The 21626-nt window shown below is 74.7% G+C and carries 20 protein-coding genes and 1 riboswitch; of the genes, 7 read left to right on the top strand and 13 right to left on the bottom strand.

All coding sequences use genetic code 11. The features are described 5' to 3' along the window. Positions 1 to 11: 11 nt before the first annotated feature. Genes BUB17_RS07480 through BUB17_RS07465 form a run of 4 tightly spaced genes read right to left on the bottom strand, consistent with a single transcriptional unit; the run spans position 12 to position 2930 of the window. Positions 12 to 1001: an ROK family glucokinase gene (locus BUB17_RS07480; RefSeq protein ID WP_072915738.1), complete on the bottom strand. Its 990-nt coding sequence runs from the start codon at positions 999 to 1001 to the stop codon at positions 12 to 14. Continuing rightward, positions 1002 to 1334, bottom strand: a complete 333-nt coding sequence (locus BUB17_RS07475; RefSeq protein ID WP_072915736.1) for a hypothetical protein — start codon at positions 1332 to 1334, stop codon at positions 1002 to 1004. After that, the gene (locus tag BUB17_RS07470; protein ID WP_072915733.1) at positions 1331 to 2488 is read right to left on the bottom strand and encodes an ArsA family ATPase; all 1158 of its coding nucleotides are present in this window, start codon (positions 2486 to 2488) and stop codon (positions 1331 to 1333) included. Before BUB17_RS07470 ends, BUB17_RS07475 begins: the two co-directional genes overlap by 4 nt. 7 nt (positions 2489 to 2495) lie before the next feature. After that, entirely contained in the window at positions 2496 to 2930 is a 435-nt protein-coding gene (locus tag BUB17_RS07465; protein WP_072915731.1) for an SRPBCC family protein, read from the bottom strand. Positions 2931 to 3084: 154 nt separating this feature from the next. Between BUB17_RS07465 and BUB17_RS07460 the strand changes: the two genes are divergently transcribed. Continuing rightward, on the top strand, positions 3085 to 4878 hold the full coding sequence (locus BUB17_RS07460; RefSeq protein ID WP_072915728.1) for an AMP-dependent synthetase/ligase: 1794 nt from the start codon (positions 3085 to 3087) through the stop codon (positions 4876 to 4878). Positions 4879 to 4941: 63 nt separating this feature from the next. Here the strand turns inward: BUB17_RS07460 and BUB17_RS07455 are convergent, their stop codons facing one another. From BUB17_RS07455 to BUB17_RS07435, 5 genes are all read right to left on the bottom strand, one after another. Next, a complete protein-coding gene (locus tag BUB17_RS07455; RefSeq protein WP_072915726.1) occupies positions 4942 to 6069 on the bottom strand; it encodes a glycosyltransferase family 4 protein in 1128 nt (375 codons plus the stop codon). Continuing rightward, a complete protein-coding gene (locus BUB17_RS07450; protein ID WP_083606130.1) occupies positions 6066 to 7352 on the bottom strand; it encodes a M48 family metallopeptidase in 1287 nt (428 codons plus the stop codon). The genes BUB17_RS07455 and BUB17_RS07450 overlap by 4 nt, the downstream gene beginning before the upstream one ends. Positions 7353 to 7510: 158 nt before the next feature. Next, positions 7511 to 8566, bottom strand: a complete 1056-nt coding sequence (locus tag BUB17_RS07445) for a C40 family peptidase (protein WP_083606128.1) — start codon at positions 8564 to 8566, stop codon at positions 7511 to 7513. 16 nt (positions 8567 to 8582) lie between these two features. Next, positions 8583 to 8731, bottom strand: a riboswitch (cyclic di-AMP (ydaO/yuaA leader). Positions 8732 to 8927: 196 nt separating this feature from the next. Continuing rightward, on the bottom strand, positions 8928 to 9272 hold the full coding sequence (locus BUB17_RS07440; protein WP_072916006.1) for a hypothetical protein: 345 nt from the start codon (positions 9270 to 9272) through the stop codon (positions 8928 to 8930). Between the two features lie 98 nt (positions 9273 to 9370). Beyond that, the gene (locus BUB17_RS07435) at positions 9371 to 11101 is read right to left on the bottom strand and encodes a D-alanyl-D-alanine carboxypeptidase family protein (RefSeq protein ID WP_072915720.1); all 1731 of its coding nucleotides are present in this window, start codon (positions 11099 to 11101) and stop codon (positions 9371 to 9373) included. A gap of 167 nt (positions 11102 to 11268) precedes the next feature. On the opposite strand from BUB17_RS07435, the gene BUB17_RS07430 reads away from it, so the two are divergent. Together BUB17_RS07430 and BUB17_RS07425 are read left to right on the top strand one after the other, a co-directional pair. Beyond that, positions 11269 to 13122, top strand: a complete 1854-nt coding sequence (locus tag BUB17_RS07430) for a DEDD exonuclease domain-containing protein (protein WP_244277012.1) — start codon at positions 11269 to 11271, stop codon at positions 13120 to 13122. A gap of 87 nt (positions 13123 to 13209) precedes the next feature. Continuing rightward, positions 13210 to 13497: an Lrp/AsnC family transcriptional regulator gene (locus BUB17_RS07425; RefSeq protein ID WP_072915715.1), complete on the top strand. Its 288-nt coding sequence runs from the start codon at positions 13210 to 13212 to the stop codon at positions 13495 to 13497. Positions 13498 to 13563: 66 nt separating this feature from the next. Here BUB17_RS07425 and trpD read toward each other — a convergent pair whose 3' ends face one another. Then, positions 13564 to 14607, bottom strand: coding sequence for an anthranilate phosphoribosyltransferase (trpD, locus tag BUB17_RS07420; RefSeq protein ID WP_072915712.1), 1044 nt, complete (start codon positions 14605 to 14607; stop codon positions 13564 to 13566). Next, the gene (locus BUB17_RS07415) at positions 14604 to 15020 is read right to left on the bottom strand and encodes a hypothetical protein (protein ID WP_072915708.1); all 417 of its coding nucleotides are present in this window, start codon (positions 15018 to 15020) and stop codon (positions 14604 to 14606) included. The genes trpD and BUB17_RS07415 overlap by 4 nt, the downstream gene beginning before the upstream one ends. Positions 15021 to 15152: 132 nt before the next feature. On the opposite strand from BUB17_RS07415, the gene ctaE reads away from it, so the two are divergent. The 4 genes from ctaE to qcrB all read left to right on the top strand — a co-directional run bounded on the left by ctaE (position 15153) and on the right by qcrB (position 19500). After that, entirely contained in the window at positions 15153 to 15767 is a 615-nt protein-coding gene (gene ctaE, locus BUB17_RS07410; RefSeq protein ID WP_072916003.1) for an aa3-type cytochrome oxidase subunit III, read from the top strand. Between the two features lie 7 nt (positions 15768 to 15774). Continuing rightward, positions 15775 to 16662 carry a cytochrome bc1 complex diheme cytochrome c subunit gene (qcrC, locus tag BUB17_RS28190; protein WP_072915705.1) on the top strand — a complete coding sequence of 296 codons (888 nt, stop codon included), beginning with the start codon at positions 15775 to 15777 and terminating at the stop codon, positions 16660 to 16662. Positions 16663 to 16726: 64 nt separating this feature from the next. Further along, positions 16727 to 17839, top strand: a complete 1113-nt coding sequence (gene qcrA / locus BUB17_RS07400) for a cytochrome bc1 complex Rieske iron-sulfur subunit (RefSeq protein ID WP_083606126.1) — start codon at positions 16727 to 16729, stop codon at positions 17837 to 17839. Then, positions 17839 to 19500, top strand: a complete 1662-nt coding sequence (gene qcrB, locus BUB17_RS07395; RefSeq protein WP_175561312.1) for a cytochrome bc1 complex cytochrome b subunit — start codon at positions 17839 to 17841, stop codon at positions 19498 to 19500. The genes qcrA and qcrB overlap by 1 nt, the downstream gene beginning before the upstream one ends. 683 nt (positions 19501 to 20183) lie before the next feature. On the opposite strand, the gene BUB17_RS07390 is transcribed toward qcrB, so the two are convergent. Together BUB17_RS07390 and ctaC are read right to left on the bottom strand one after the other, a co-directional pair. Beyond that, complete coding sequence (locus tag BUB17_RS07390) at positions 20184 to 20585, bottom strand: cytochrome c oxidase subunit 4 (protein ID WP_072915702.1); 402 nt, start codon at positions 20583 to 20585, stop codon at positions 20184 to 20186. A 45-nt stretch (positions 20586 to 20630) separates the two neighbouring features. Continuing rightward, positions 20631 to 21500: an aa3-type cytochrome oxidase subunit II gene (ctaC, locus tag BUB17_RS07385; RefSeq protein WP_083606124.1), complete on the bottom strand. Its 870-nt coding sequence runs from the start codon at positions 21498 to 21500 to the stop codon at positions 20631 to 20633. Positions 21501 to 21626: the final 126 nt, after the last annotated feature.

The raw sequence follows: 21626 nt of genomic DNA, 5'->3' as shown, positions 1-21626 counted from the left end.
GGGCCGCCTGACTACGCCCGGCCCTCGGCGACGGCCCGGCGGACGAGGTCCGCGGAACCGACGATCCCGGCCTCCGCGCCCAGCCGCGCGGCCACCACCCGGGGGCCGGGGCGGAACCCGCGGCCCGGCAGCGCCCGCTCCAGCCGCTGGCGGGCCGGGCCGAGCACCATCTCGCCCAGCACGCTGACCCCACCGCCGATGACGACCACCTCCGGGTCCAGGACGGCGGAGAGGTCGGCGATCCCCTGCCCGAGCCAGCCGCCCACCTCCGCGAGCAGCTCCAGCGCCAGCGGGTCGCCCTCGGCGGCGGCGGTGGCGACGTGCTCGCCGGTGAGCCTGTCCGGGTCGCCGTCCACCCGTTCGAGCAGCAGGGCCGCGGCGGCCGGTGAGCTGCGGGCCACCTCGCGGGCGGTCTGGCCCAGCGCCGTGCCGCTGGCGTACTGCTCCCAGCAGCCGCGGTTGCCGCACGCGCACAGCCGCCCGTCGGGGACGACGCGCATGTGGCCCCACTCCCCCGCGACGCCGTGCGAGCCGCGCTGCAGCCGGCCGTCCATGACGATGCCGCCGCCGATGCCGGTACCCAGGGTGATCATCAGCGCGAGGTCCGCTCCGCGAGCCGCGCCGTAGCGGTACTCGGCCCAGGCCGCGGCGTCCGCGTCGTTGCCCACCCACATCGGCCGCTGCAGCCGGGCGGCGAGGTCCGTGCGCAGCGTCGAGTGCCGCCAGGCCAGGTGCGGGCTGAACAGCACCGTGTCGCCGGTGCGGTCGAACCAGCCGGCCGCCCCCACGCCGACGCCGACCAGCGGGCCACCGTGCCCGCGGGCGAGCACCTCGACCACCGCGGCGATCGCGTCCTCGGTCTCCTGCACCGACGAGCCGGGGGTCGCCCGCCGCGCGGTGGCCAGCACCGTGCCGTCCGGCGCGACGACGCCACCGGCCACCTTGGTGCCGCCGATGTCGATGCCCAGTGCGGGCAGGTCGGCGGCGGCTGCGCCGGTCACTCAGGCGATCTCGATGTGCTGCACCGCCGGCGCGGGCGGCGGCTCTTCCGCCGCCGCCGGCGGCTCCGCGGCTGCGGCGGACGCGCGCTCGGAGACGCTGCGCAGCGCCGCCGCGGCGGCGATGAGGACGTCGGCCAGCGCGTCGGTGACCTCGGGCCGTTCGCCGCGCACCACGGCGGCCACCTGGCAGACCGGGCACCAGTGGCAGTCGGCCGGGTGCGCACCAGCGGCCTCCCCGTCCCCCGCGTTCTCCCGCAGGGCCGAGCCGAGGGTCTGGCCCAGCCCGGTCACCAGCCGGCGGGTCTGCTCGACCCAGTCCGGTCCGTCGTTCATGGCGTACTCCCCTCGGCGGCCAGCAGGTCGGCCGGCCACTGCTGCGGATCAGGTGTGAAGGCGACCTCCAGCCGCGCCTGCGCGGTGCCGGCGTCGGCGAGGGCGCCGCCGGTGACCACGCAGCGGCGCAGCAGGGAGTCCAGCGGGACCGACCGGCGCGCACCGGCCACGGTGACGACCAGGTCGTCCTGCCAGCGGGTCAGGTCCAGGCCGGCACGCTCGGCCCAGGGCAGCGGCAGCACCAGGCGGCGGACGCCGTCCGCGCGGTCCACCGACGGCGCCAGGGCGGCCACGGGCGCGACGCCGTCCCCGGCGGGCAGCAGGGCGGCCAGCGCCGCGGCGTCCGCCGGTTCCTGCGCGCGCTCCGCCACCCGCAGCAGCGGGGCCAGCTCGGCGAACGCGGCCAGCGCGTCGTCCTGCTCGGCCGCGCGCCGTGCCCACCACTCCCCCGGGCCGCCGTCGGGCAGCACCCGCGCGAGGACGGCGGCCGGCCGCTGGCCGTGCAGCGCCAACGCGGTCACCGCCGCGCGCAGGGCCGGGACGGCGCCGGCGCGCGGCACCGCCACCAGCCGGACCTCGGTGGCCGCCGGGTCGTCGAGCGGCAGCCGGCCGAGCGCGGCCTCCAGCGGCGACACCGCGTCGAGGACCGCGTCGACCGGTCCGCGCACCGCCGCACCGGAGCGGACCGCCGCGGTCCGCACGGCGCCGAGCACCCGCACCTGGGTGGGCAGCGCCTGGTCCAGCCACCAGCGCAGCGCGCGTGGCAGGCCGACCAGCGCGGTGCCCGACTCCAGCGGGCCGGTGTCGACGACCACCGTGTCGGCCTCGCCGTCCGCGGCCGCGCGGGCCAGCCGGGCGAGCAGCGCCAGCTCCGCGGCGCCCGGCAGGGGTACCACCGAGGTCGACGGGGGCGGCGTCAGCCCGGGGACGGCGCCCAACGCCTCACCGGCGGACGTCCACAGCGACTCGGCCGCGGTGAGCGGCGAGACGGAGGCGACGGCGAGCCCGGGGACGTCATCCAGGCCGGCCGGCCGCCGGCCGGGGCGGAGCAGCAGCAGCGTGCGGGCGCCGTCCGCGGCAGCGCGGACGGCGGTGGCCGCCGCGAGGGTCGAGGTACCGGACCCGCCGGGGCCGGTGAGGAGGAGCGTGCGCACCGGCCGCCTAGCCCTCCACGCGCTTCTTGAGCTCCTTGAGGGCCGTGTCGAGGATGACCTTCTCGCCCTTGCGCTTGATCATCCCGAGCATCGGGATGGCGAGGTCGATGGCGATGGCGTAGGTGACCTCGGTGGTGCCCGGAGTGGCCTCCCGCAGGGTGTAGGAGCCCTCCTGGCGCTTCTGCATCTGGCTCTGGAGCAGCTGCCAGGACACCCGCCGGTCGCCGTCCCAGGTGTACTCGAGGACGTAGTCGTCCGTGACCGGACCGGCGTCGAGCACGAAGTGCACGCGGCGGGCCCGGCCGTCCGGTCCGGTCTCCAGCACGTCGACCTGCTTGGCCGCCGCGACCCACTCCGGGTAGGACGGGAAGTCGGCGATGACCGCCATGACGTCGGCCGGCGGAGCCGCGACCGTGATCGACTGGGTGGACTGGTCGGCCATGCGGAGCAGGCTAACCGCTCGCCCCCGTACGGGTGGCACGGCGCCGGCTGTCCCTACTCACGGGTAGGGAGCAGCGGCTAGATTTTCCGAGACGCCCCGCGACGGGGTCCGGGGCGACGGCGCCCGGGACCGGGCGGGCAGGAGAGGACGAGGCGTGCGCGAGTTCAGCGTCCCCGCGACCACCGAGGTGGGCCCCGACGAGGCCCTGACCGACATGCTGTTCGAGAACGTCACCCGGCACGGCGACGAGACCGGATTGCGGCGTCGGGTGGACGGCCGGTGGGTCGACGTGTCCTGGCGGCAGTTCGGCGAGGAGGTCCGCGGCGTCGCCAGGGGGCTGGTCGCGGCCGGCGTGGCCGCCGGTGACCGCGTCGCCCTGCAGGCCAAGACGCGCTACGAGTGGACGGTCTTCGACTACGCCATCTGGACCGCCGGCGGCGTCGTCGTCCCGGTCTACGAGACCTCCAGCGCCGACCAGGTCGCCTGGATCCTCGCCGACTCCGGTGCCACCGCCGTCGTCGTGGAGCGGGACGAGCACGCCGCGGCCGTCGAGTCGGTCCGTGACCAGGCGCCGGACCTCAGGGCCGTCTTCGTCATCGAGGACGACGCCGTCGGAACGCTGACCGTCGCCGGCCAGGACGTCCCCGACAGCGAGCTCGACGCCCGTCGGGCGACCCTGGATGCCGACAGCCCGGCCACGTTGATCTACACCAGCGGCACCACCGGCCGGCCCAAGGGCTGCGAGCTGACGCACCGCAACTTCTTGTTCGAGATCGGCAACGGCATCACGCTGCTCGACCGGTACCTGAACGCGCAGAGCTCGCTGCTGCTGTTCATCCCGCTGGCGCACGTGCTGGCCCGCGTGCTGCAGATCGGGGCGGTGAAGAACCGCACGGTCATCGGGCACACGCCGGACGTGAAGAACCTGGTGGAGGACCTCGGCGAGTTCAAGCCGACCTTCGTGCTCGCCGTCCCCCGGGTGTTCGAGAAGGTCTACAACTCCGCCAAGGCCAAGGCGGAGGGCGACGGCAAGGGCAAGATCTTCGACCGGGCCGCGCAGGTGGCCATCGACTGGTCCCGCGCCCAGGACACCGGCGGCCCCGGCCTCGCGCTGCGCGCCCAGCACGCCCTGTTCGACCGGCTCGTCTACGGCAAGCTGCGCGCCGCGCTCGGTGGCTGCTGTCAGGGCGCCATCTCCGGCGGCGCTGCGCTCGGCGAGCGACTCGGCCACTTCTTCCGGGGCATCGGCGTTCCCGTCTTCGAGGGTTACGGCCTGACCGAGACCACCGCCGCGGCGTCGGTCAACCACGACGGCGCGCTGCGCATCGGCACCGTCGGCCGCCCGCTGCCCGGCGTCGGCTTCGCGATCGCCGAGGACGGCGAGATCCTCATCCGCGGCGGCATCGTCATGCGCGGCTACTGGCAGAACGAGGCCGCGACGAAGGAGGCCATCGACGCGGACGGCTGGTTCCACAGCGGCGACCTCGGCGAGATCGACGCCGACGGCTTCGTGAGGATCACCGGGCGCAAGAAGGAGATCCTGGTGACCGCGGGCGGCAAGAACGTCGCCCCGGCCGTGCTCGAGGACCGGCTGCGCGCCCACCGCCTGGTCAGCCAGTGCATCGTCGTCGGCGACCAGCGGCCCTTCATCGCCGCCCTGGTCACCCTCGACGAGGAGGCGCTGCCGCTGTGGCTGCAGTCCAAGGGCAAGGACGCCGGCCTCACCGCCGCCCAGCTCAGCGAGGACCCCGACGTGCTGGCCGAGCTCGACGCGGCCGTCGCGGACGCCAACAAGGCGGTGTCCCAGGCCGAGGCGATCAAGAGGTTCCGGGTGCTGGGCACCGACTTCACCGAGGACAACGGGATGCTCACGCCGAGCCTGAAGCTCAAGCGCTCCGTGGTGCTCAAGGAGTTCGACTCCGTGGTCGAGGAGCTCTACAGCCGCTGAGCGGCCCCTCCCCGCGCAGACCCGGGGCGGGACCCGGCAGCAGGGCCGTGAGCAGCAGGGCCGTCAGCCGTCGGGGTCGAGCAGCGCGGCGAAGGTGCCGGCGATCGCCGTCCACGACCAGCGCTGCTCGACCCACGCCCGGCCGGCCGCGCCCATCCGCCGTGCCCGCTCGGGGTCGTCGAGCAGGCCGGTGAGGACGGCGGCCACCGCCTCCGGCGAGCGTGGATCGGCCACGACGTGCCCGGTGACGCCCTCCTGCACCGTCTCCGGCGCGCCGCCGGAGGTGCCGGCCACCACGGGCCGGCCGCAGGCGGCCGCCTCCAGGTAGACCATGCCCAGACCCTCGACGTCCAGCCCGCCGCGGCGGGTGCGGCAGGGCATGGCGAACACGTCGCCTGCCGCGTAGTGCTCGGGCAGCTGCTCCGGTGGCACCGGCCCGGTGAGGACGACGGAGTGCGCCAGCCCGCGCGCGGCCACCTCCCGGCGCAGCCGCTCCTCCAGCGGGCCGCCGCCGACCAGCAGCAGCCGCGCCCCGGGGTGCCGGGCCAGCACCCCCGGCCAGGCTGCGATCAGCACGTCCTGGCCCTTGCGGGGCACCAGCCGCGAGACGCAGGCGACGACGGGTGCGTCGCCCAGCCCGTACCGCGCCCGGACGACCGCCCCGTCGGCGTCCGGGGTGAAGCGGTCGACGTCCACCCCCGGCGGGAGCTGCGCCATCCGGGTGACCGCGCCCAGCGCCGGCGCCAGCCGGTCCCTCGTGTAGTCGCTGATGCAGGTCAGCACGTCGAGCCCGGCGGCGATCCGCCGCATCAGCTGCCGCGCGCCGGGCAGCGCCACCCATCCGGTCTCGTGGCCGTGCGTGGCCCCGACCAGGTGACGCACCCCGGCGTCGCGCAGCGCCGGCGCGAGCAGCCCCAGGGGCGCGGCCGCACCGAAGAACGCCGTGTCGCAGCCGTGCCGCCGGGCCAGGCCGGCCGCCGCGCGGGCCACCCCCGGGGTGGGCAGCAGCACCCCGGTCGGGTGGCGCACCACCTCGTACGGCAGCGCGGCGTCGTGGGCCTCCCAGCCGGGCGAACGAGAGGCGAGCACGACCAGGGACTCGGGCGGGCGGCGGGCCAGCAGCGCGGCGACGAAGGTCTGGATGCCGCCCTGGCGCGGCGGGAAGTCGTTGGTGACGACGAGCGTCCTCACCCGGCGTCCTCCAGCCGCTGCCAGTCCTCGGCGAAGGCGATCCGCTGCGCGCCGGTGGGGTGCGAGCCGAAGAACCACTGCCAGGCGGCGGGCGGGTCGGGGTCGCTGAGGTTGGTGGCGGCCAGCTCCCGCTGCATGGCGGTGAACGCCCCGGCGTCCCCGGTCAGCTCGAGCGCCCGCAGGTCGGCGCGCGCCTCGACCTGCCGCGACACCAGGTTCTGCACCGGCGTGCTCAGCAGACCGCCCACCGACAGCAGGAGCAGCACCAGCGGGACGACGGCCGGGTCGGCGGGCGACTGCACCCCCGCGCGGCGCAGCAGCGGCGTCCAGGACAGCAGCCAGCCCGACAGCGCGACGGCGGACGCGGCGCCCAGCGCCCCGACCAGGGTGCCGGTGAGCACGTCGCGGTGGACGACGTGGCCGAGCTCGTGCGCCACGATCGAGGCGACGGCGTCGTCGGGCAGCCGCTCGAGGGTGGTGTCGTAGAGGACGACGCGGCGGGTCGAGCCGAACCCGGAGACGTAGGCGTTCAGCGCCGTCGTCCGCCGGGAGGCGTCGGAGACCAGCACGTCCTGCACGGGGGTGCCGTTCTCCTCCGCCAGGTCGAGCAGCCGGGTGCGCAGCTCGCCGGCCGGCAGCGGCTCGAAGCGGTTGAACGCCGGCTCGATGACCACCGGGTGCACGAACGACCCGGCGACGACGAGGCCGGCCGCCACCGCCGCGGCCCACGCCCACCAGGTGCGCGGCGCGCGCCGGACCAACCACAGGAAGCCGCCCAGCGCCAGCGCGGTGACCACGGCGCTGATGGCGGTGGAGACGGCGACGTCGCGCAGCCACAGCCCCCAGCCGCGGGTCGACAGGCCGTACCGGTGGCGGACCACCTCCGCGTACGCCGACACCGGCAGCGTGGCCAGCCGGCCGACGACCACCACGGCCGCCGTGCCGAGCAGCACCTGGGCCGCCCGCCCACCACCGAGGGGCGCGGCGACGGCGCGCACCAGCCGTGCTCCCAGCCGGGTCAGGCCCAGGACCGCGGAGACCGCCAGGCCCAGCACCAGCGAGATCAGCGAGGCCGGGCGCAGCGCGGCGGCGAAGGACTCCGCCTGCTCCAGCACGTCCGGCGGGAGGACCGACGACGGCTCGGCCGGGGCGGGCCCGCCCGGCGGCTCGGGCAGCAGCGTCCACGGCGGGACCACCACGAGGACGACGACGAGCGCGGCGCCGAGCACGGCCGCGACCAGCAGCGCGGCCCGGCGGGAGCCCACCCCGCCCGCCCCGCTCACGCGCTCGATCCTAGGTCGGGCCGAGCCGGCCATGATCAGGGTCCCTGATCGTGCGGTGTCCTCCCCGACCTCCTGCGGTGAGGGAGGACGCTCCATGATCAGGGACCCTGATCATGGCCGGAATCCGGAACGACGGCGGTCTCAGCCATGAAATGGTGTCAGGCGACGCGGCGCATCGCGGTGATGCCGCCCATGGAGTCGACGCTCACGACCTTCACCGGCTGGCCCGACGTCGAGGCGTGCACCATCTGGCCGTTGCCGATGTACATCCCCACGTGGCTGACCGGGCTGTGGTAGAAGATCAGATCGCCCGGCTGCAGGTCGGCCCGGGAGACCGCGGTGCCCATCGTCGCCTGCATCCGCGACGAGTGCGGCAGGCTGGTGCCGGCCGCGGCGTAGGCGTACTGGGTCAGCCCCGAGCAGTCGAAGGCGTCCGGCCCGCCGGCGCCCCACACGTAGGCGTCACCGACCTGGGCCAGCGCGGTGTCGACGGCGGTCTGCGCGGCGCCGCCGGCCGCCGCCGCCGGCGCGGCGGCCACCGACTGTCCGGCGTGCGCGGCCACGACCTCCTGCTGCTGCGGCGCCGACAGGGCGTCGTACTGCGCCTGGTACTCGGCGGTGTCCGCCTCGAGCCGGGCCTGGCGGGCGGTGACGCCGTCGAGCGTCCGCTGAGCGGCGGCCCGGGCGGCGGCGGACTCGGCGACCTCCTCGAGCACCTCGTCGGTGTGCCCGGCGATCGCGTCGAGGGTGGCCAGCCGGGAGAGGAACGCCTCGGCCGACCCGCTGGTCATCAGCAGGTCCAGCTCGGCCATGCCGTTCCCCGGGGAGGCGGTGAAGGCCGCGCGGGCGACCTGGCGGATGTGGCCGTCGAGCGCGTCGAGCTGCGACCGGGCCTCGGCGGCGGCCCGGTCGGCGCTCTGCACGGCGGCCTGCCGCTGCGCCAACGCCTCGCGGGCCTCGTTCACCTGCTCGGTGACGACCTCGAGGTCGTGGGCGGCCCGGACGACCAGCTGCGCGGCCTGCGCGGCGCTGGCGGCCTCCTCGGGATTCGCGGCGGCGGTGCCCGGCAGGAGCGTCAGGGCGAGGGTGGCGGTGGCTCCCAGGACCAGTCCGCGGGCGGTGCCGCGCGACAGGGTGGGACGGCGGACCGCGACCGCGAGGTCGGGGTGGAACTGATCGAGGGCATGCCCCAGGGCAGGGCGGGGGGTCGCCACGGGCGGCGGCTCTCCGTTCTTCCTCAGCGACCGCCTACCGAGTTAGCTGACGGGTTCGGGCTGGGAAGAAGGCGCCCTATCTCTGCGCCCCGGCGGACCGGCGCGCAGGAGAACTCACCCCAGTGCTGCGGTGGGTCCCCGGTTCCCCTTCGGCGCCGGTGCGGCGCGTCGGGCGATTCGGCGGTGACCGGCCGAGGTCACCCGTCTGCAGGTGACGACCACCCGGCCGGACCGGCTCACCGTACGGGGGTGGTGGAGAAGTGACGAACGGGGGTGCCGGGGACTGTGGGATCGGGGTCGCTCCTGGTCGGAGACACGCCGCCCGTCGCGCCCGGTTCGCACGGACGCCGGAGCACCTCGCTCACCCGGTGCGCCGCTGCGACCCCAGACCACCTCCCCGCCGTTGCGGCGCAGCCCGTCGTGCCGGGGCCGGCCGGACCGAGTGCTGGTGGCGCAGCGGCGGCACCAGACCGGCGGCTGCCAGCACCTGGACGGCGCGCCGCTCGACCTCGTCGAACTCCACGACCACCCCCGGCGGCAGCACGACGACGTCCTCCGCGGACAGCCGGTCGTCCCGCCGGCCGGTCATCGGCACCACCGTCGGGTCGGCGCCCCGCCAGCCCGGCGGCGCGCCCAGGAGGACGGTCACGACGCAGTCGCCGCAGCCGGTACCACGAGCGGTGCAGGTGTCGCAGTCGATGTACACGGTCCACTCCTCCACTGGCCGACCCTCGTCGCGGGAGGCCGTCCGTGGCCCCGGTCGATCCGGGCAGGACGCTAGGAGCGGGCACCGACAGTTCCGGCTCAGGCGCCGGCGTACTCCCAGTGCCAGGGTTCCTCGCGGCCGTTGCCCAGGTCGGCCCAGCGCGGGTGGACGAAGCCGAAGCGGCCGGCGTTGGTGGCCATCCAGGCGTACTGCGCCGTCCCGAACCGCTCGACGCCCCCGCACAGGTCGACCGCCAGGCCCCAGCCGTGGTTGCTGGTGCCCGGCACCGCGGCGAGCTCCGGCTTCTCGCCGTACAGCTGCACCTGGGCGGCGTAGCTCCGGTAGGAGTCGGTGAGGCACAGCGGCGTCCCGAAGGCGCCGGCGAAGGCGCTGCTCATCACCTGGTAGGCCGCCGCCGCGTCGCAGCGCAGCACGTGGCCGGCGCCCTCCAGCGGGCACATCGCGCTGGGCGGGATCAGCCCGTTCGGGAACCCGCCCCACGCCCGCCCTCCCGACGTCTCGGGCGGGTACCGCACGTCGCCGCACTCGACCGGCAGCGCCCCGCCGGACGGCCCGGTCGCGGGGACGGCCGCGCGGAGCCCCAGGCCGGGCCGTCCGGCACCCAGCACCCGGTCGGCCGCCGGGCGGCCGACCACGACGGCACCGGCGCGGGCGTCGGCCGCCAGCACGGTCCACCGGTCGAGGGCGATGCCGACGTTGCCCGGACCGGACCGGCCGGCGCGCAGGAAGACCAGGTCCCCCGGGAGGACGTCGGCCGGGTCGACCGGCGTGGTGACCGCGTGGAGCCCCGCCTGGTCGTCCGGGAGGTCGATACCCACCGAGGCGTAGACGGCGTGCACCAGAGCTCCACAGGACCACGCGTCCGGGCCCGCCGCCCCGGCGGCGTAGGGCAGCTCCAGGGCGTCCACCGCGGCGCTGACCGCGTCGACCGCCTCGGCGGCCGGGACGACCAGCGGCGCAGGCGCGCCCGGCAGCCGGGCCGCCCCGGCCTGCACCCCACCGCCGGACGCCGGCACCGGCACCAGCCCGTCGGGCAGGCCGACCACCGGGTCGCGCAGCGCCGCGGCCGGCGGCGGGGTCACGCCGGCCGCGGCCAGCTCGTCGAGGTACCCGTGCCAGTCGGCCGCCGCCTGCCGGCCGGCCGCCCGCTGCTCCTCCCGCTGCCGGCCCAGCTGCCGGTCGGCGGCGGCGACGGCGACCTCCAGGTCCCGGCCCGCCGCGGCCGCGGCCGCCTCCAGCTCGGCGGTCTCGGTGGTGAGCTCCGCTGCCCGCGCACGGGCGGTCTCCCGCGTCGTCTCCGCCTCCGCGCGCCGCGCCGCGGCCTCCTGCCGTCGACGCTCCGCCGCGGCGACCACCGCGGCCGCGTGCCGCTCGGCCGCGTCGAGCAGACCCCCCGCGGCGACGACGTCGCCCGGGTCACCACCGGACAGCAGCACCGAGAGCGGCGTGACCTCGCCCGCGTCCCGGTACACCGCCGAGGCGTGCCGGGCCACCTCGGCCCGGGCCCGAGCGAGCTCCGCGTCCGCCGCGACGATGTCGGCCTCCGCCTGCGCCGCGGCCGCCTCGGCGGCGGCGAGGGCCTCCCGGGCCGCGACGACCCGGGACTGCCGCTCCTGCAGGTCGGCCTGCACCTCGGCAGCGCGCCGCTGCAGCTCGTCGAGCTCGGGGCTGTCCAGGAGGCTGGCGGTCGCGACGGCCGGGCCCGCCGGGTCGGCTCCCGCGTGCGCGGTCGGCAACAGGACGACGGCGAGCGCGACGACGCCCAGCGACAGGGCCGCCACCACGCGGGGCCGGGAGAGCGAGTGCACGGACCACCTCTGCGAGTCGGGACCGCAGCGGTCCTCGACGAGATGGTGTCGGGGCCCGGGCAGGCGCGCCAGGGGGACGGCGTCGCGCTCCCCCGGACGGGCCAGGTGAGCCCGTTCCCCGGCGCGCGTCCCCGGGACTGTCAGCGCCCCGACCTACCGTCCGCCCCGTGCGCTCCTCCCCTTCCCGGCCGGTGCCGCTCTCCCCCGCCCGCCTGGCCGGGACGGCCGCCCGGGCCGCGGCCGGGCTGCCCCGCTTCGAGCAGGCCACCATCGAGGAGCTCGGCACCCCGCTGGCGGAGGTCACCTTCGTCGTCGTCGACCTGGAGACCACCGGCGGGTCCCCGAAGGACAGCGCGATCACCGAGATCGGCGCGGTCAAGGTGCGCGGCGGGGAGGTGCTCGGTGAGTTCCAGACCCTGGTCGACCCCGGCTGCGAGATCCCGCCCTACATCAGCGTGCTGACCGGGATCACCTCGACGATGGTGGCTGCGGCCCCCCGCATCGGCGCCGTCCTGCCGCACTTCCTCGAGTTCGCCCGTGGCGCGGTGCTGGTCGCCCACAACGCGCCGTTCGACCTCGGCTTCCTCAAGGCCGCCTGCGCGGCGAACGGCATCCCCTGGCCCGCCACGGCCTCGGTCGACACCGCCGTCCTCGCCCGCCGGCTGCTCAGCCGCGACGAGGTGCCCAACTGCAAGCTGGCCACCCTCGCGCCCTTCTTCCGCACCAGCACCGAGCCCTGCCACCGGGCGCTGGCCGACGCCCGTGCCACCGTCGACGTCCTGCACGGGCTGTTCGAGCGGCTGGGCCCGCTGGGCATCACCAGCCTGGAGGAGCTGACTGGACTCACCCGGCAGGTCGATCCCGACCGGCTGCGCAAGCGGCACCTGGCCGACGACGTCCCGCACGGCCCGGGCGTCTACCTGTTCCGCGGTCCTCGCGACGAACCGCTCTACGTCGGGACGTCGACCGACCTGCGCAGCCGGGTGCGCAGCTACTTCACCGCCGCTGAGCAGCGCAGCCGGATGACCGAGATGGTGGCGCTCTCCCAGCGGGTCGACGCGATCCCGTGCGCGCACGACCTCGAGGCGGCCGTCCGCGAGCTGCGGCTGATCGCCGAGCACAAGCCGCGCTACAACCGGCGCTCCCGGTTCCCCGAGCGGGCGCTGTGGGTGCGGCTGACCGAGGAGCCCTTCCCGCGGCTGTCGGTGGTGCGCCGGGTGCGCCCGGGCGCCGGGGTGTTCCTCGGCCCCTTCCCCGACCGGCGGGCGGCCGACGCCGCGGTGGCCGCCGTCCACGAGTCGCTGCCGCTGCGCCAGTGCACCGGTCGGCTGTCGGTACGCGTGCTCGGCACCGCCTGCGCTCTGGCCGGGATGGGCCGCTGCGGCGCACCGTGCACCGGCGCCCAGTCGGTCGAGGAGTACGGCGAGATCGCCGCCGTTCTGCAGACGGCGGTGGCCGCGGACCCGCACGCGCTGCTGGCACCGCTGCTGGCGCGGGTGGAGCGGCTGGCCGCCGAGGAGCGCTACGAGGACGCCGCCGTCCTGCGCGACCGCGCCGCCACCCTGGTGCGCGCGGTGCGGCGGCGGCAGCGGCTGGAGTCCCTGGCCGCGGTGCCCGAACTGGTGCTGGCCCGCCCGGACGGCGCGGGCGGCTGGCAGCTGTCCGTCGTCCGCCGCGGCCGGCTCGTGGCCGCCGGGTGCGCCGCCCGCGGCAGCTCCGTGCGGGCGACCCTCGAGGGGCTGCTGGCGACGGCGGAGACGCCACTGGGCCCCGACGGCGAGCTGGCCGCCTCGGTCGACGAGACCGAGCTGGTGCTGCGCTGGATGGAGAAGGCGGGCACCCGGCTGGTCCAGGTCGACGGCACGCTGGCCTGCCCGGTGCCCGGCACCGGTGGCTACACCGACTTCCTGGACCGGGTCGAGGCCGGCCGCGCCGGACGCGACCCGTTCGCCGACGGCCGCTCGCTGGGCACCCGGGCACGCCCCGAGCGCGTCTCCCACGGAGCCGCCATGACCCGGTGACCTGCTGGAACGGCCCTCCTGCAGGGGCCCGCGCCGAGCGGAGCGAGACGTGGGGTGCAGGAGGGTCCTTCAACTAACATCCCCGGCGTGATCACCGCCATCGTCATGATCGACGCGGCCACCGACGCGATCCCCGAGGTGGCCGAGGCCGTCGCCGGCCTCGACGGCGTCAGCGAGGTCTACTCCACCGCCGGTGAGGTCGACCTCATCGCGGTCGTGCGGGTCCGCGAGTTCGACCAGGTCGCCGAGGTGATCGCCGGCCGGATCAACAAGGTGCCCGGCGTCCTCGAGACCGAGACGCACATCGCCTTCCGCGCCTACTCCCGGCACGACCTCGAGGCGGCCTTCGCGATCGGCTTCGAGTCGGCCGACTGAAAGAGGACCCCGTCCTCCTCACGCCTCGCTCCGCTCGGCGCGAGCCTCGGGACGGGGCCAGCGACGCTAGCCGCGCAGCGCCCGGCTGACCGTCCCCCACCGCTCGAGCAGCGCCGCCGCCCGGCCGTCGTCCACGGCCGCGGCCGCCCGCTCCATGCCCGTCGCCAGGGCGTCGTGGAGCCGCACGGACCGCTCGTCGAAGGCGGCGAGCGCGGCGGCCGCGTTGAGCAGCACCGCGTCGCGGACCGGCCCGCGCTCGCCGTCGACCACCCGGCGGAACACGTCGGCGTTGAAGGCCGGGGCGCCTCCGCGCAGCGCGCCGACCCCTGACACCGGGATGCCCAGCGCCCCCGGGTCGACCCGGTCGGGCACTACCTCGCCGTCGCGCACCAGCCACGCCGACGACGTCGTGGCGGTGGTGAGCTCGTCCAGGCCGTCGTCCCCGCGGAACACCACCGCCCGCGTGCCGCGCTCGGCGAGCACCTCGGCCACCACGGGGGCCATGCGCGCGTCGGCGACGCCGATGGCGGCCGCGGCCGGGCGCGCCGGGTTGGTGAGCGGCCCCAGGAAGTTGAACACCGTCGCGATGCCGAGCTCGCGCCGGGGCACCGCGGCGTGGCGCATGCCCGGGTGGAAGACCGGTGCGAAGAAGAAGCCGATGCCGGCCTCCTCGACGCAGCGCGTGACCGCGGGGGCCGGCAGGTCGATGACCACGCCCAGCGCCTCGAGGACGTCCGCGGCACCGGAGGACGACGACGCCGCGCGGCCGCCGTGCTTGGCGACCGGCACGCCCGTGGCGGCGGTGACCACCGCGGCCATCGACGAGATGTTCACCGTGTGCGCGCCGTCGCCACCGGTGCCGACGATGTCGACCGAGGCCAGCGGCAGCTCGACCGGCGTCGCCTGCGCGAGCATCTCCGAGGCCAGACCGCTGAGCTCCTGCGGGGCCACGCCCTTGGCCCGCAACGCGACGGCGAAGGCCGCGATCTGCGCGGGGGTCGCCTCACCCGCCATGACCTCGCGCATGGCCCAGGCGGCGTCGCCGGCGGTGAGGTCCTCGCGCGCCAGCAGGCGGGTGAGCAGGGCCGGCCAGGTCGGTCGCGCACTCACCGGGATACCGGGCGCCGCCCCGCGCGGTCGCGCAGCAGGCCGGCGACGACGGCGGGGGCCGTCAGCGGGTCGACCGGGAGGGGCAGAGTGGCGTCGGCCTGCGACCAGTGCGCCAGCCACCGGTCGGGCTGGCGGGCGATCAGCACGCACAGCGCTGGGCGGTCGGCGACCTCGACGGTGAGCTGGCGGGCCAGCGCCAGGCCACCGGTGGGCTGCGCCTCCCCGTCGAGGATGCAGAGGTCCACGCCGCCGCCGTCCACGGTGCCGACGACGTCCTCCTCCGTGGCGCACTCCACCCAGGTCAGGGGGCCCACGTCGGCGGCCGGGCGGCGACCCACCGCGGTGCGCACGGCGGCCCGCACGTCGGGCCGGGAGCTGTAGACCAGGACGGTGGCCGGGGCGGCGTTCCTCACGTCGCCGAGCGTAGTGGCAGCGGAGCCGCTGACCAGGCAGCACGGGCTCTCGGTGTCGAGGAGGTCACGGCGTCGGCACGCCGTCCCACCCGCGGTCGTGGCCTTGCCGGGAGCGATGCCATGATGGGCCTCGTGACAACGGCTCCCGTGGCGAGCGGCACCTTCGACACCTCCCGGGTGCACTCCCTGACCCGACCGAACCTGGTGAGCGTCGGCACGATCATCTGGCTCTCCAGCGAGCTGATGTTCTTCGCCGGGCTCTTCGCCATGTACTTCACGGCGCGCGCCCGGGCCCTCGAGGGGTGGCCACCGGAGCCGACCGAGCTGAACCTGCCCTACGCGCTGGTCTTCACGATCATCCTGGTGGCCTCCTCGGTCACCTGTCAGCTCGGCGTGTTCGCGGCCGAGCAGGGCAACGTCTACGGCCTCCGGCGCTGGTTCACCATCACCTTCGTGATGGGCCTGGTCTTCGTCCTGGCGCAGGCCAACGAGTACCGGGTGCTGGTGACCGAGCACGCCACCTCGATCTCCAGCTCGACCTACGGCTCGGTCTTCTACCTGACGACCGGCTTCCACGCCCTGCACGTGATCGGCGGGCTGGTGGCGTTCGTATACCTGCTCATCCGGTCCACCATGGGCCGCTTCACGCCGGCACAGGCGACCGCAGCGATCGTGGTCTCCTACTACTGGCACTTCGTCGACGTCGTGTGGGTCGGGCTCTTCGCCACGATCTACCTGATCCGCTAGGGAAACGGTGTCCACAACTGATCCGCAGTCCGACGCCCTGACCGGTGAGGCCACGCCCCGCGGCCTCCGTCGCTGGTCCCGCCGTCCCGTCGACGCGTCCCCCGCCACCGCGGCCCGCCTCCGGCGACGCTCCCGGCAGCGCCGTCGCGTCGCCAACGTGGCCGGCCTGATGGCCGCGCTCGTGCTCACCGGCACCCTGTACTCCGCGCTCTCGCCGGCCCACGCGACCCAGGAGAGCAACGCCACCGAGTCCTCCGCCGAGGCCGCCGGTCGCGAGCTGTACGAGCGCAGCTGCATCACCTGCCACGGCGAGAACCTCGAGGGCGTGCCGACCCGCGGGCCCTCTCTGATCGGGGTCGGCGAGGCCGCCGTCTACTTCCAGGTGCACACCGGTCGCATGCCGCTGGTCCGCCAGGAGGCCCAGGCGCCGGACAAGCCGGCGGTGTTCTCCGACGAGGAGATCGACCAGCTGATGGCCTACGTCCAGGCCAACGGGGGCGGCCCGACCCTGCCGTCCGGTGACCTGCGCGACGGCGACCTGGCCGAGGGCGGCGAGCTGTTCCGGCTCAACTGCGCCTCGTGCCACAACTTCGTCGGTGAGGGCGGTGCCCTCTCCTCCGGCAAGCGGGCCCCCAACCTCGAGGACTCCAACGACCTCGAGATCTACACCGCGATGCTGTCCGGGCCGGAGAACATGCCGGTCTTCGGGGACAACCAGCTCACGCCCGAGGAGAAGCGCTCGATCATCAACTACATCCAGACGGTCAAGGAGCAGGCCGATCCGGGCGGCTTCGGCGCCGGGCGCCTCGGCCCGTCCGCCGAGGGCCTGGTCATCTGGGTCGTCGGCATCGCGGCGCTGATGTTCGGCATCTTCTGGATGGGCAGCAAGGCGTGAGCACGCGCACCATCTCCACCACGGCACCCCGAGCGCTGACGACGAGCGCCAGCGAGGAGGAAGCGTGAGCACGCGCGAGAGCGCCCCCGGGTCCACCGGCGGCGCGGACGTCCCCGGTCCCCTGCACGGCGGTCCGGACGACGACTACTCCCCCGAGCAGCTCGCGGCCATGTCGCGCGAGGAGCTCGACCTGCTGGGCGCCCGGTACGACAGCGTGCAGGTCCTGCACGTCGACCCGGGGCCCGAGCCGGGCTCCGCGGTGGAGAAGCAGGCCGTCCGCCAGGTCGCCCTCACCTTCGCCCTCGCCGGGGTGGCCGCGTTCGCGGCCTTCGTCGTCTACGTCGGCTCGGGCTGGTTCCTCCCCGACTGGCAGTGGAACATCACCGACACCGGCTGGAGCGCCCTGTTCACCCCGCTGATCGGGGCGCTCGGTGGCCTGGCCCTGACGCTGGTGGGCGTCGGGATGGTGCTCTACACCAAGAAGCTGCTCCCGCACGAGACCGCGGTGCAGGACAAGCACGACGGCTCCCACTTCGACCGGGTCACCACCGGCGCCACCCTCGTCGGCGGCCTGCACGACAGCGGCCTGGCCCGCCGGAAGCTGATCACCCGCTCCCTGGTGTTCATGGGCAGCGGGATCGGGCTCATGCTGCTCATGCCGTTGGGCGGCCTGATCCGCAACCCCAACACCGGCGACCCGCTGGGCACCACCAGCTGGGCCGAGGGCGTCCGCCTCGTCCGCGACGACGGCAGCCCCATCCGCCCCGGGGACCAGCAGCCCGGTTCCCTGGAGACCGTCTTCCCGGCCGTCCCGGGTGGTAACCGGCAGTCCGACGCGGCGACGATGCTCATCCGGCTGCGCCCGGAGCAGCTGTCGGTCGACCGCCCTCGCACCGGCCAGGAGGACTTCGGCTACGGCGACTACGTCGCCTACTCCAAGATCTGCACCCACGCCGGCTGTCCCGTCTCGCTGTACGAGCAGGAGACCAGCCGCATCCTGTGCCCGTGCCACCAGTCGCAGTTCGACGTGACGCAGGGCGCCAGGCCGGTCTTCGGCCCGGCGACCCGCCCGCTGCCCCAGTTGCCCATCACTGTCGACGATGAGGGCTTCTTCGTTGCGCGTAGTGACTACATTGAGGCTGTTGGCCCCACCTACTGGAACCGGGAGCGCATCTGATGGCTCGTACCGCCACAGCGCCGGGTGTCCCGACCACCGCACTGGGCAAGGCGGCGCTGGAGGTCGACGACCGTCTGATCGTCGCCGGCCCGCTGCGCCGCACCCTGAACAAGGTCTTCCCCGACCACTGGTCGTTCCTGCTCGGTGAGATCGCGCTCTACGCGTTCGTCATCCTGCTCCTGTCCGGCACCTACCTGACCTTCTTCTACGACGCCTCCCTGCGCGAGGTCGTCTACGACGGCAGCTATGCCCCCCTGCGGGGCCTGGAGATGTCGGCGGCCTACGACTCGGCGCTCTACCTGTCGTTCGACGTCCGCGGCGGCCTGTTCGTCCGCCAGGTCCACCACTGGGCGGCCCTGCTCTTCGTGGCCGCCATCGTGGTGCACCTGCTGCGCATCTTCTTCACCGGCGCCTTCCGGCGTCCGCGGGAGACGAACTGGCTGATCGGTGTCGGTCTGCTGCTGCTGGCCCTGGGTGAGGGCTTCACCGGCTACTCCCTGCCCGACGACCTGCTCTCCGGCACGGGCCTGCGGATCGCATCGGCGATCATCCTGTCCATCCCCGTGGTGGGCACCTGGGTCCACTGGGCGGTCTTCAACGGCGACTACGTCGGCGAGTTCGTCATCGGGCGCTTCTACATCGCCCACGTGCTGATCATCCCGGCGATCCTGCTGGCTCTCATCGCCGTCCACCTGCTGATCCTGGTCAAGCAGAAGCACACCCAGTTCCCCGGCCCCGGGCGGACCGAGCACAACGTGGTCGGCAACCGGCTGTTCCCGGCCTTCGCCGCCAAGGCCGGTGGGCTCTTCTTCATCGTGTTCGGTGTCGTCGCCGCCCTCGGTGGCCTGGTGCAGATCAACCCCGTGTGGCTGTGGGGCCCGTACAACCCGGCCCAGGTCTCCTCGGCGTCGCAGCCGGACTGGTACATCATGTTCCTCGACGGCTCGACACGACTGTTCCCGGCGTGGGACATCAACCTGCCCGGCGACTACAACATCCCGGCGCTCTTCTGGCCGACCGTCGTCATCGCGGGTCTGATCTTCACCGTCCTCGCGCTCTACCCGATGATCGAGCGCAAGCTCACCCGGGACACGGCCTCGCACCACCTGCTCCAGCGTCCCCGCGACGTGCCGGTGCGGACCTCGCTGGGTGTCATGGCGCTGACCTTCTACATCGTGCTCATGCTGTCGGGCGCCAACGACGTCATCGCCGAGCGGTTCGACATCAGCCTCAACGCGATGACCTGGGCCGGACGGATCGGCGTGCTGATCCTGCCGCCGATCGCCTACGTGCTCAGCTACCGGATCTGCCTCGGCCTGCAGAAGCACGACCGTGAGGTCCTCGAGCACGGTCTCGAGACCGGCGTCATCCGGCGGCTGCCGCACGGTGAGTTCATCGAGGTGCACCAGCCCCTCGGCCCGGTCGACGAGCACGGCCACAGCCAGCTCGCCTACGGCGGCGCTCCGGTGCCCAAGCGGATGAACCAGGTGGGCGGTGCCCGCCGGGCCATCCGTGGCTTCTTCACGCCGATCGAGGAGCCGGCGCAGGTCGAGCTCGAACAGCGCCGCGACGAGCAGGGCCTGGCGGCTGCGGAGTCCCGGGAGCTCACCACCTCCGGTCGCCCCTCCGACGGTGGCCGGCCGCAGGAGCCGCGCGACTGAGCACCCGCAGCACGCAGCAGGGCCCCGACGGAGTTCCCGTCGGGGCCCTGCTGCGTTCCGGGGCTGTCCTGCCCGGCAGGCCGACTCCCCTCCCTCGCCGGCGCCGTCCAGTGGGACACCGCCGGACGGGGTGGCCCTCCCCGCGGCTGCGCCTGCTCCCAGGAGACCGCCTGCTCCCAGGAGACGTGGTGGCACCCGACGCACCGTGGCCGCCCAGCGCCGTCGAGGGCGTCGGGTCGTCCTGCCCGTCGACGACACACCGCTTCCGCCGGCCCCGCCGGCCGCGCGCACTCCCCGACGGGTCGGCGTCCCCGACCTGGACCAGGCCTGCCGGCCAACCGAACGCCCCGACGCCGTGGCCGCAGTGGCCGTCGCCGGCTGCAGTCATCGAGCGGCGGTGCGCGCCCCCCGGGCTCGTGCGTCCACAGGGGCCTCGGCGAGCGGTCCGGCGGCAGCGGTCCCGTTCCCCGAGGCCGCTACCGAGCCGCCCTGCGGGCCGCTGAGCGCCTCGGCGGTACAGAGTGTCTCCAGGGACCAGCGCGCAGGTCGCCGCACGCTGCAACGGCCCCTCAGGGGGCTCACGACGTGCGGCGTCCCCGGGTGACGGCACGCGGCCGACCCGGACACGACGAGGGCCCCTCCCCGCCGCAGCGGGGAGGGGCCCTCGTCAGTCGGACGGGAGGTCAGCCCTGCGCGTTCTGCCCCACGTAGTACTCGAAGAGCAGGCCGCCGATGGTGACCAGCAGCGCGACACCCGCGAGCAGGATCAGCCAGCTGTAGAAGAACGCCAGGGCCAGGCCCATCAGCGCGGCCGACAGCGCGATCCCGAAGGGCCAGTAGCTGCCCGGGCTGAAGAAGCCCAGCTCGCCCGCGCCGTCGGCGATGTCGGCGTCCTTGCGGTCCTCCGGGCGGGCGTCGATGCGCCGCGAGACGAACCAGAAGAAGCCGCCGACGAGGAACGTCAGCCCGCCGGAGAGGACGAGGGCCGTCGTGCCGATCGGCTCACGGGACCAGATGCCGTAGACGGCGGCGACGACGAGGCAGAAGACGCCGATGCCGTTGAAGATGAGCGCTTCGACCTTCACGGCCGTCCCTCCTGCGTGGTGTGCGGTGCGCGGGTGGCGGACACGTCAGCCGTCGGCCCGCTGCGCGTCGTCGATGAGGTCGAACGGCGCGGTGCTCGTCGCCGTGCCCGACTGACCGATGCTCTCCAGCGCGTCGTAGGTGCTCAGGCCGGACTCGCGCGCAGCCAGGTAGGCGTCGTAGTCGGCCGACGAGACCGCCCGCACCTCGAAGTTCATGTACGCGTGGTAAGTGCCGCAGAGCTCGGCGCAGCGACCCACGAAGGCCCCCTCCTCGCGGACGGTCACCTCGAAGACGTTGTCCCGGCCGTTCTCGTTGCCCGGGATGACGTCGAGCTTGAAGAGGAACTCCGGCACCCAGAACGAGTGGATGACGTCGGCCGAGGCGACCTCGAAGCGGACGGTCTCGTTGGTCGGCACCACGAGGATCGGGATCTCGTCGCTGTTGCCGACCGTGTTGACCGGCTCGCCGTCGGCACCGGTGGTATCCGCGTAGACGAACTGCCAGTTCCACTTGAAGGCGTTGACCGCGATGGTCACGTCCGGATCGGCGCTGCGCTCCTGCACCCGGTTCTGCGTGACCACCGTGAAGAAGAACAGCCCGGCGATGATGAGGAACGGGATGATCGTGTAGACGATCTCCAGCGGCAGGTTGTACGCCGTCTGCTTGGGCAACTCGTCTCCGCGCTTGCGGTGCATGACGACCGACCAGCCGATGAGCCCCCAGACCGCGAAACCGACGATCAGGGCGGCGATGACGGACCAGATCCAGAGGGTCCGCATCTCGTAGGCCTCGTCGGTGATCCCGTCGGGCCAGCCCCAGCGCCAGAACTCGTTGTTCGGGGTGCACCCGGTCAGGGCGAGCACCCCCAGGAGACCGAGCGCGGCGACCCGCGCGAGCCTGCTGCCTCGAGCCACTGCTCGCTGCCTCCTCGTCCTCATCCGGTACGCCGGACGGTCTTCCTGGCCGGCCGTCAGCCGGTGCCCGGCGAACGGCGCCTGTGCCGACCACAGTCTGCGGCGAGACTAGCCGACCCCGCACGG

The sequence above is a fragment of the Geodermatophilus obscurus genome (genome assembly GCF_900143215.1).
Taxonomy (GTDB): Bacteria; Actinomycetota; Actinomycetes; order Mycobacteriales; family Geodermatophilaceae; genus Geodermatophilus; species Geodermatophilus obscurus_A.
This window is presented reverse-complemented; position numbering and strand designations above follow the sequence as displayed.

What these genes read in the sequence shown, in the direction of transcription:
- BUB17_RS07475 (WP_072915736.1), bottom strand. Translation starts at nt 1,334, where the DNA reads ATGAACGACGGACCGGACTGGGTCGAGCAGACCCGCCGGCTGGTGACC.
- BUB17_RS07465 (WP_072915731.1), bottom strand. Translation starts at nt 2,930, where the DNA reads ATGGCCGACCAGTCCACCCAGTCGATCACGGTCGCGGCTCCGCCGGCC.
- qcrB (WP_175561312.1), top strand. Translation starts at nt 17,839, where the DNA reads ATGGCTCGTACCGCCACAGCGCCGGGTGTCCCGACCACCGCACTGGGC.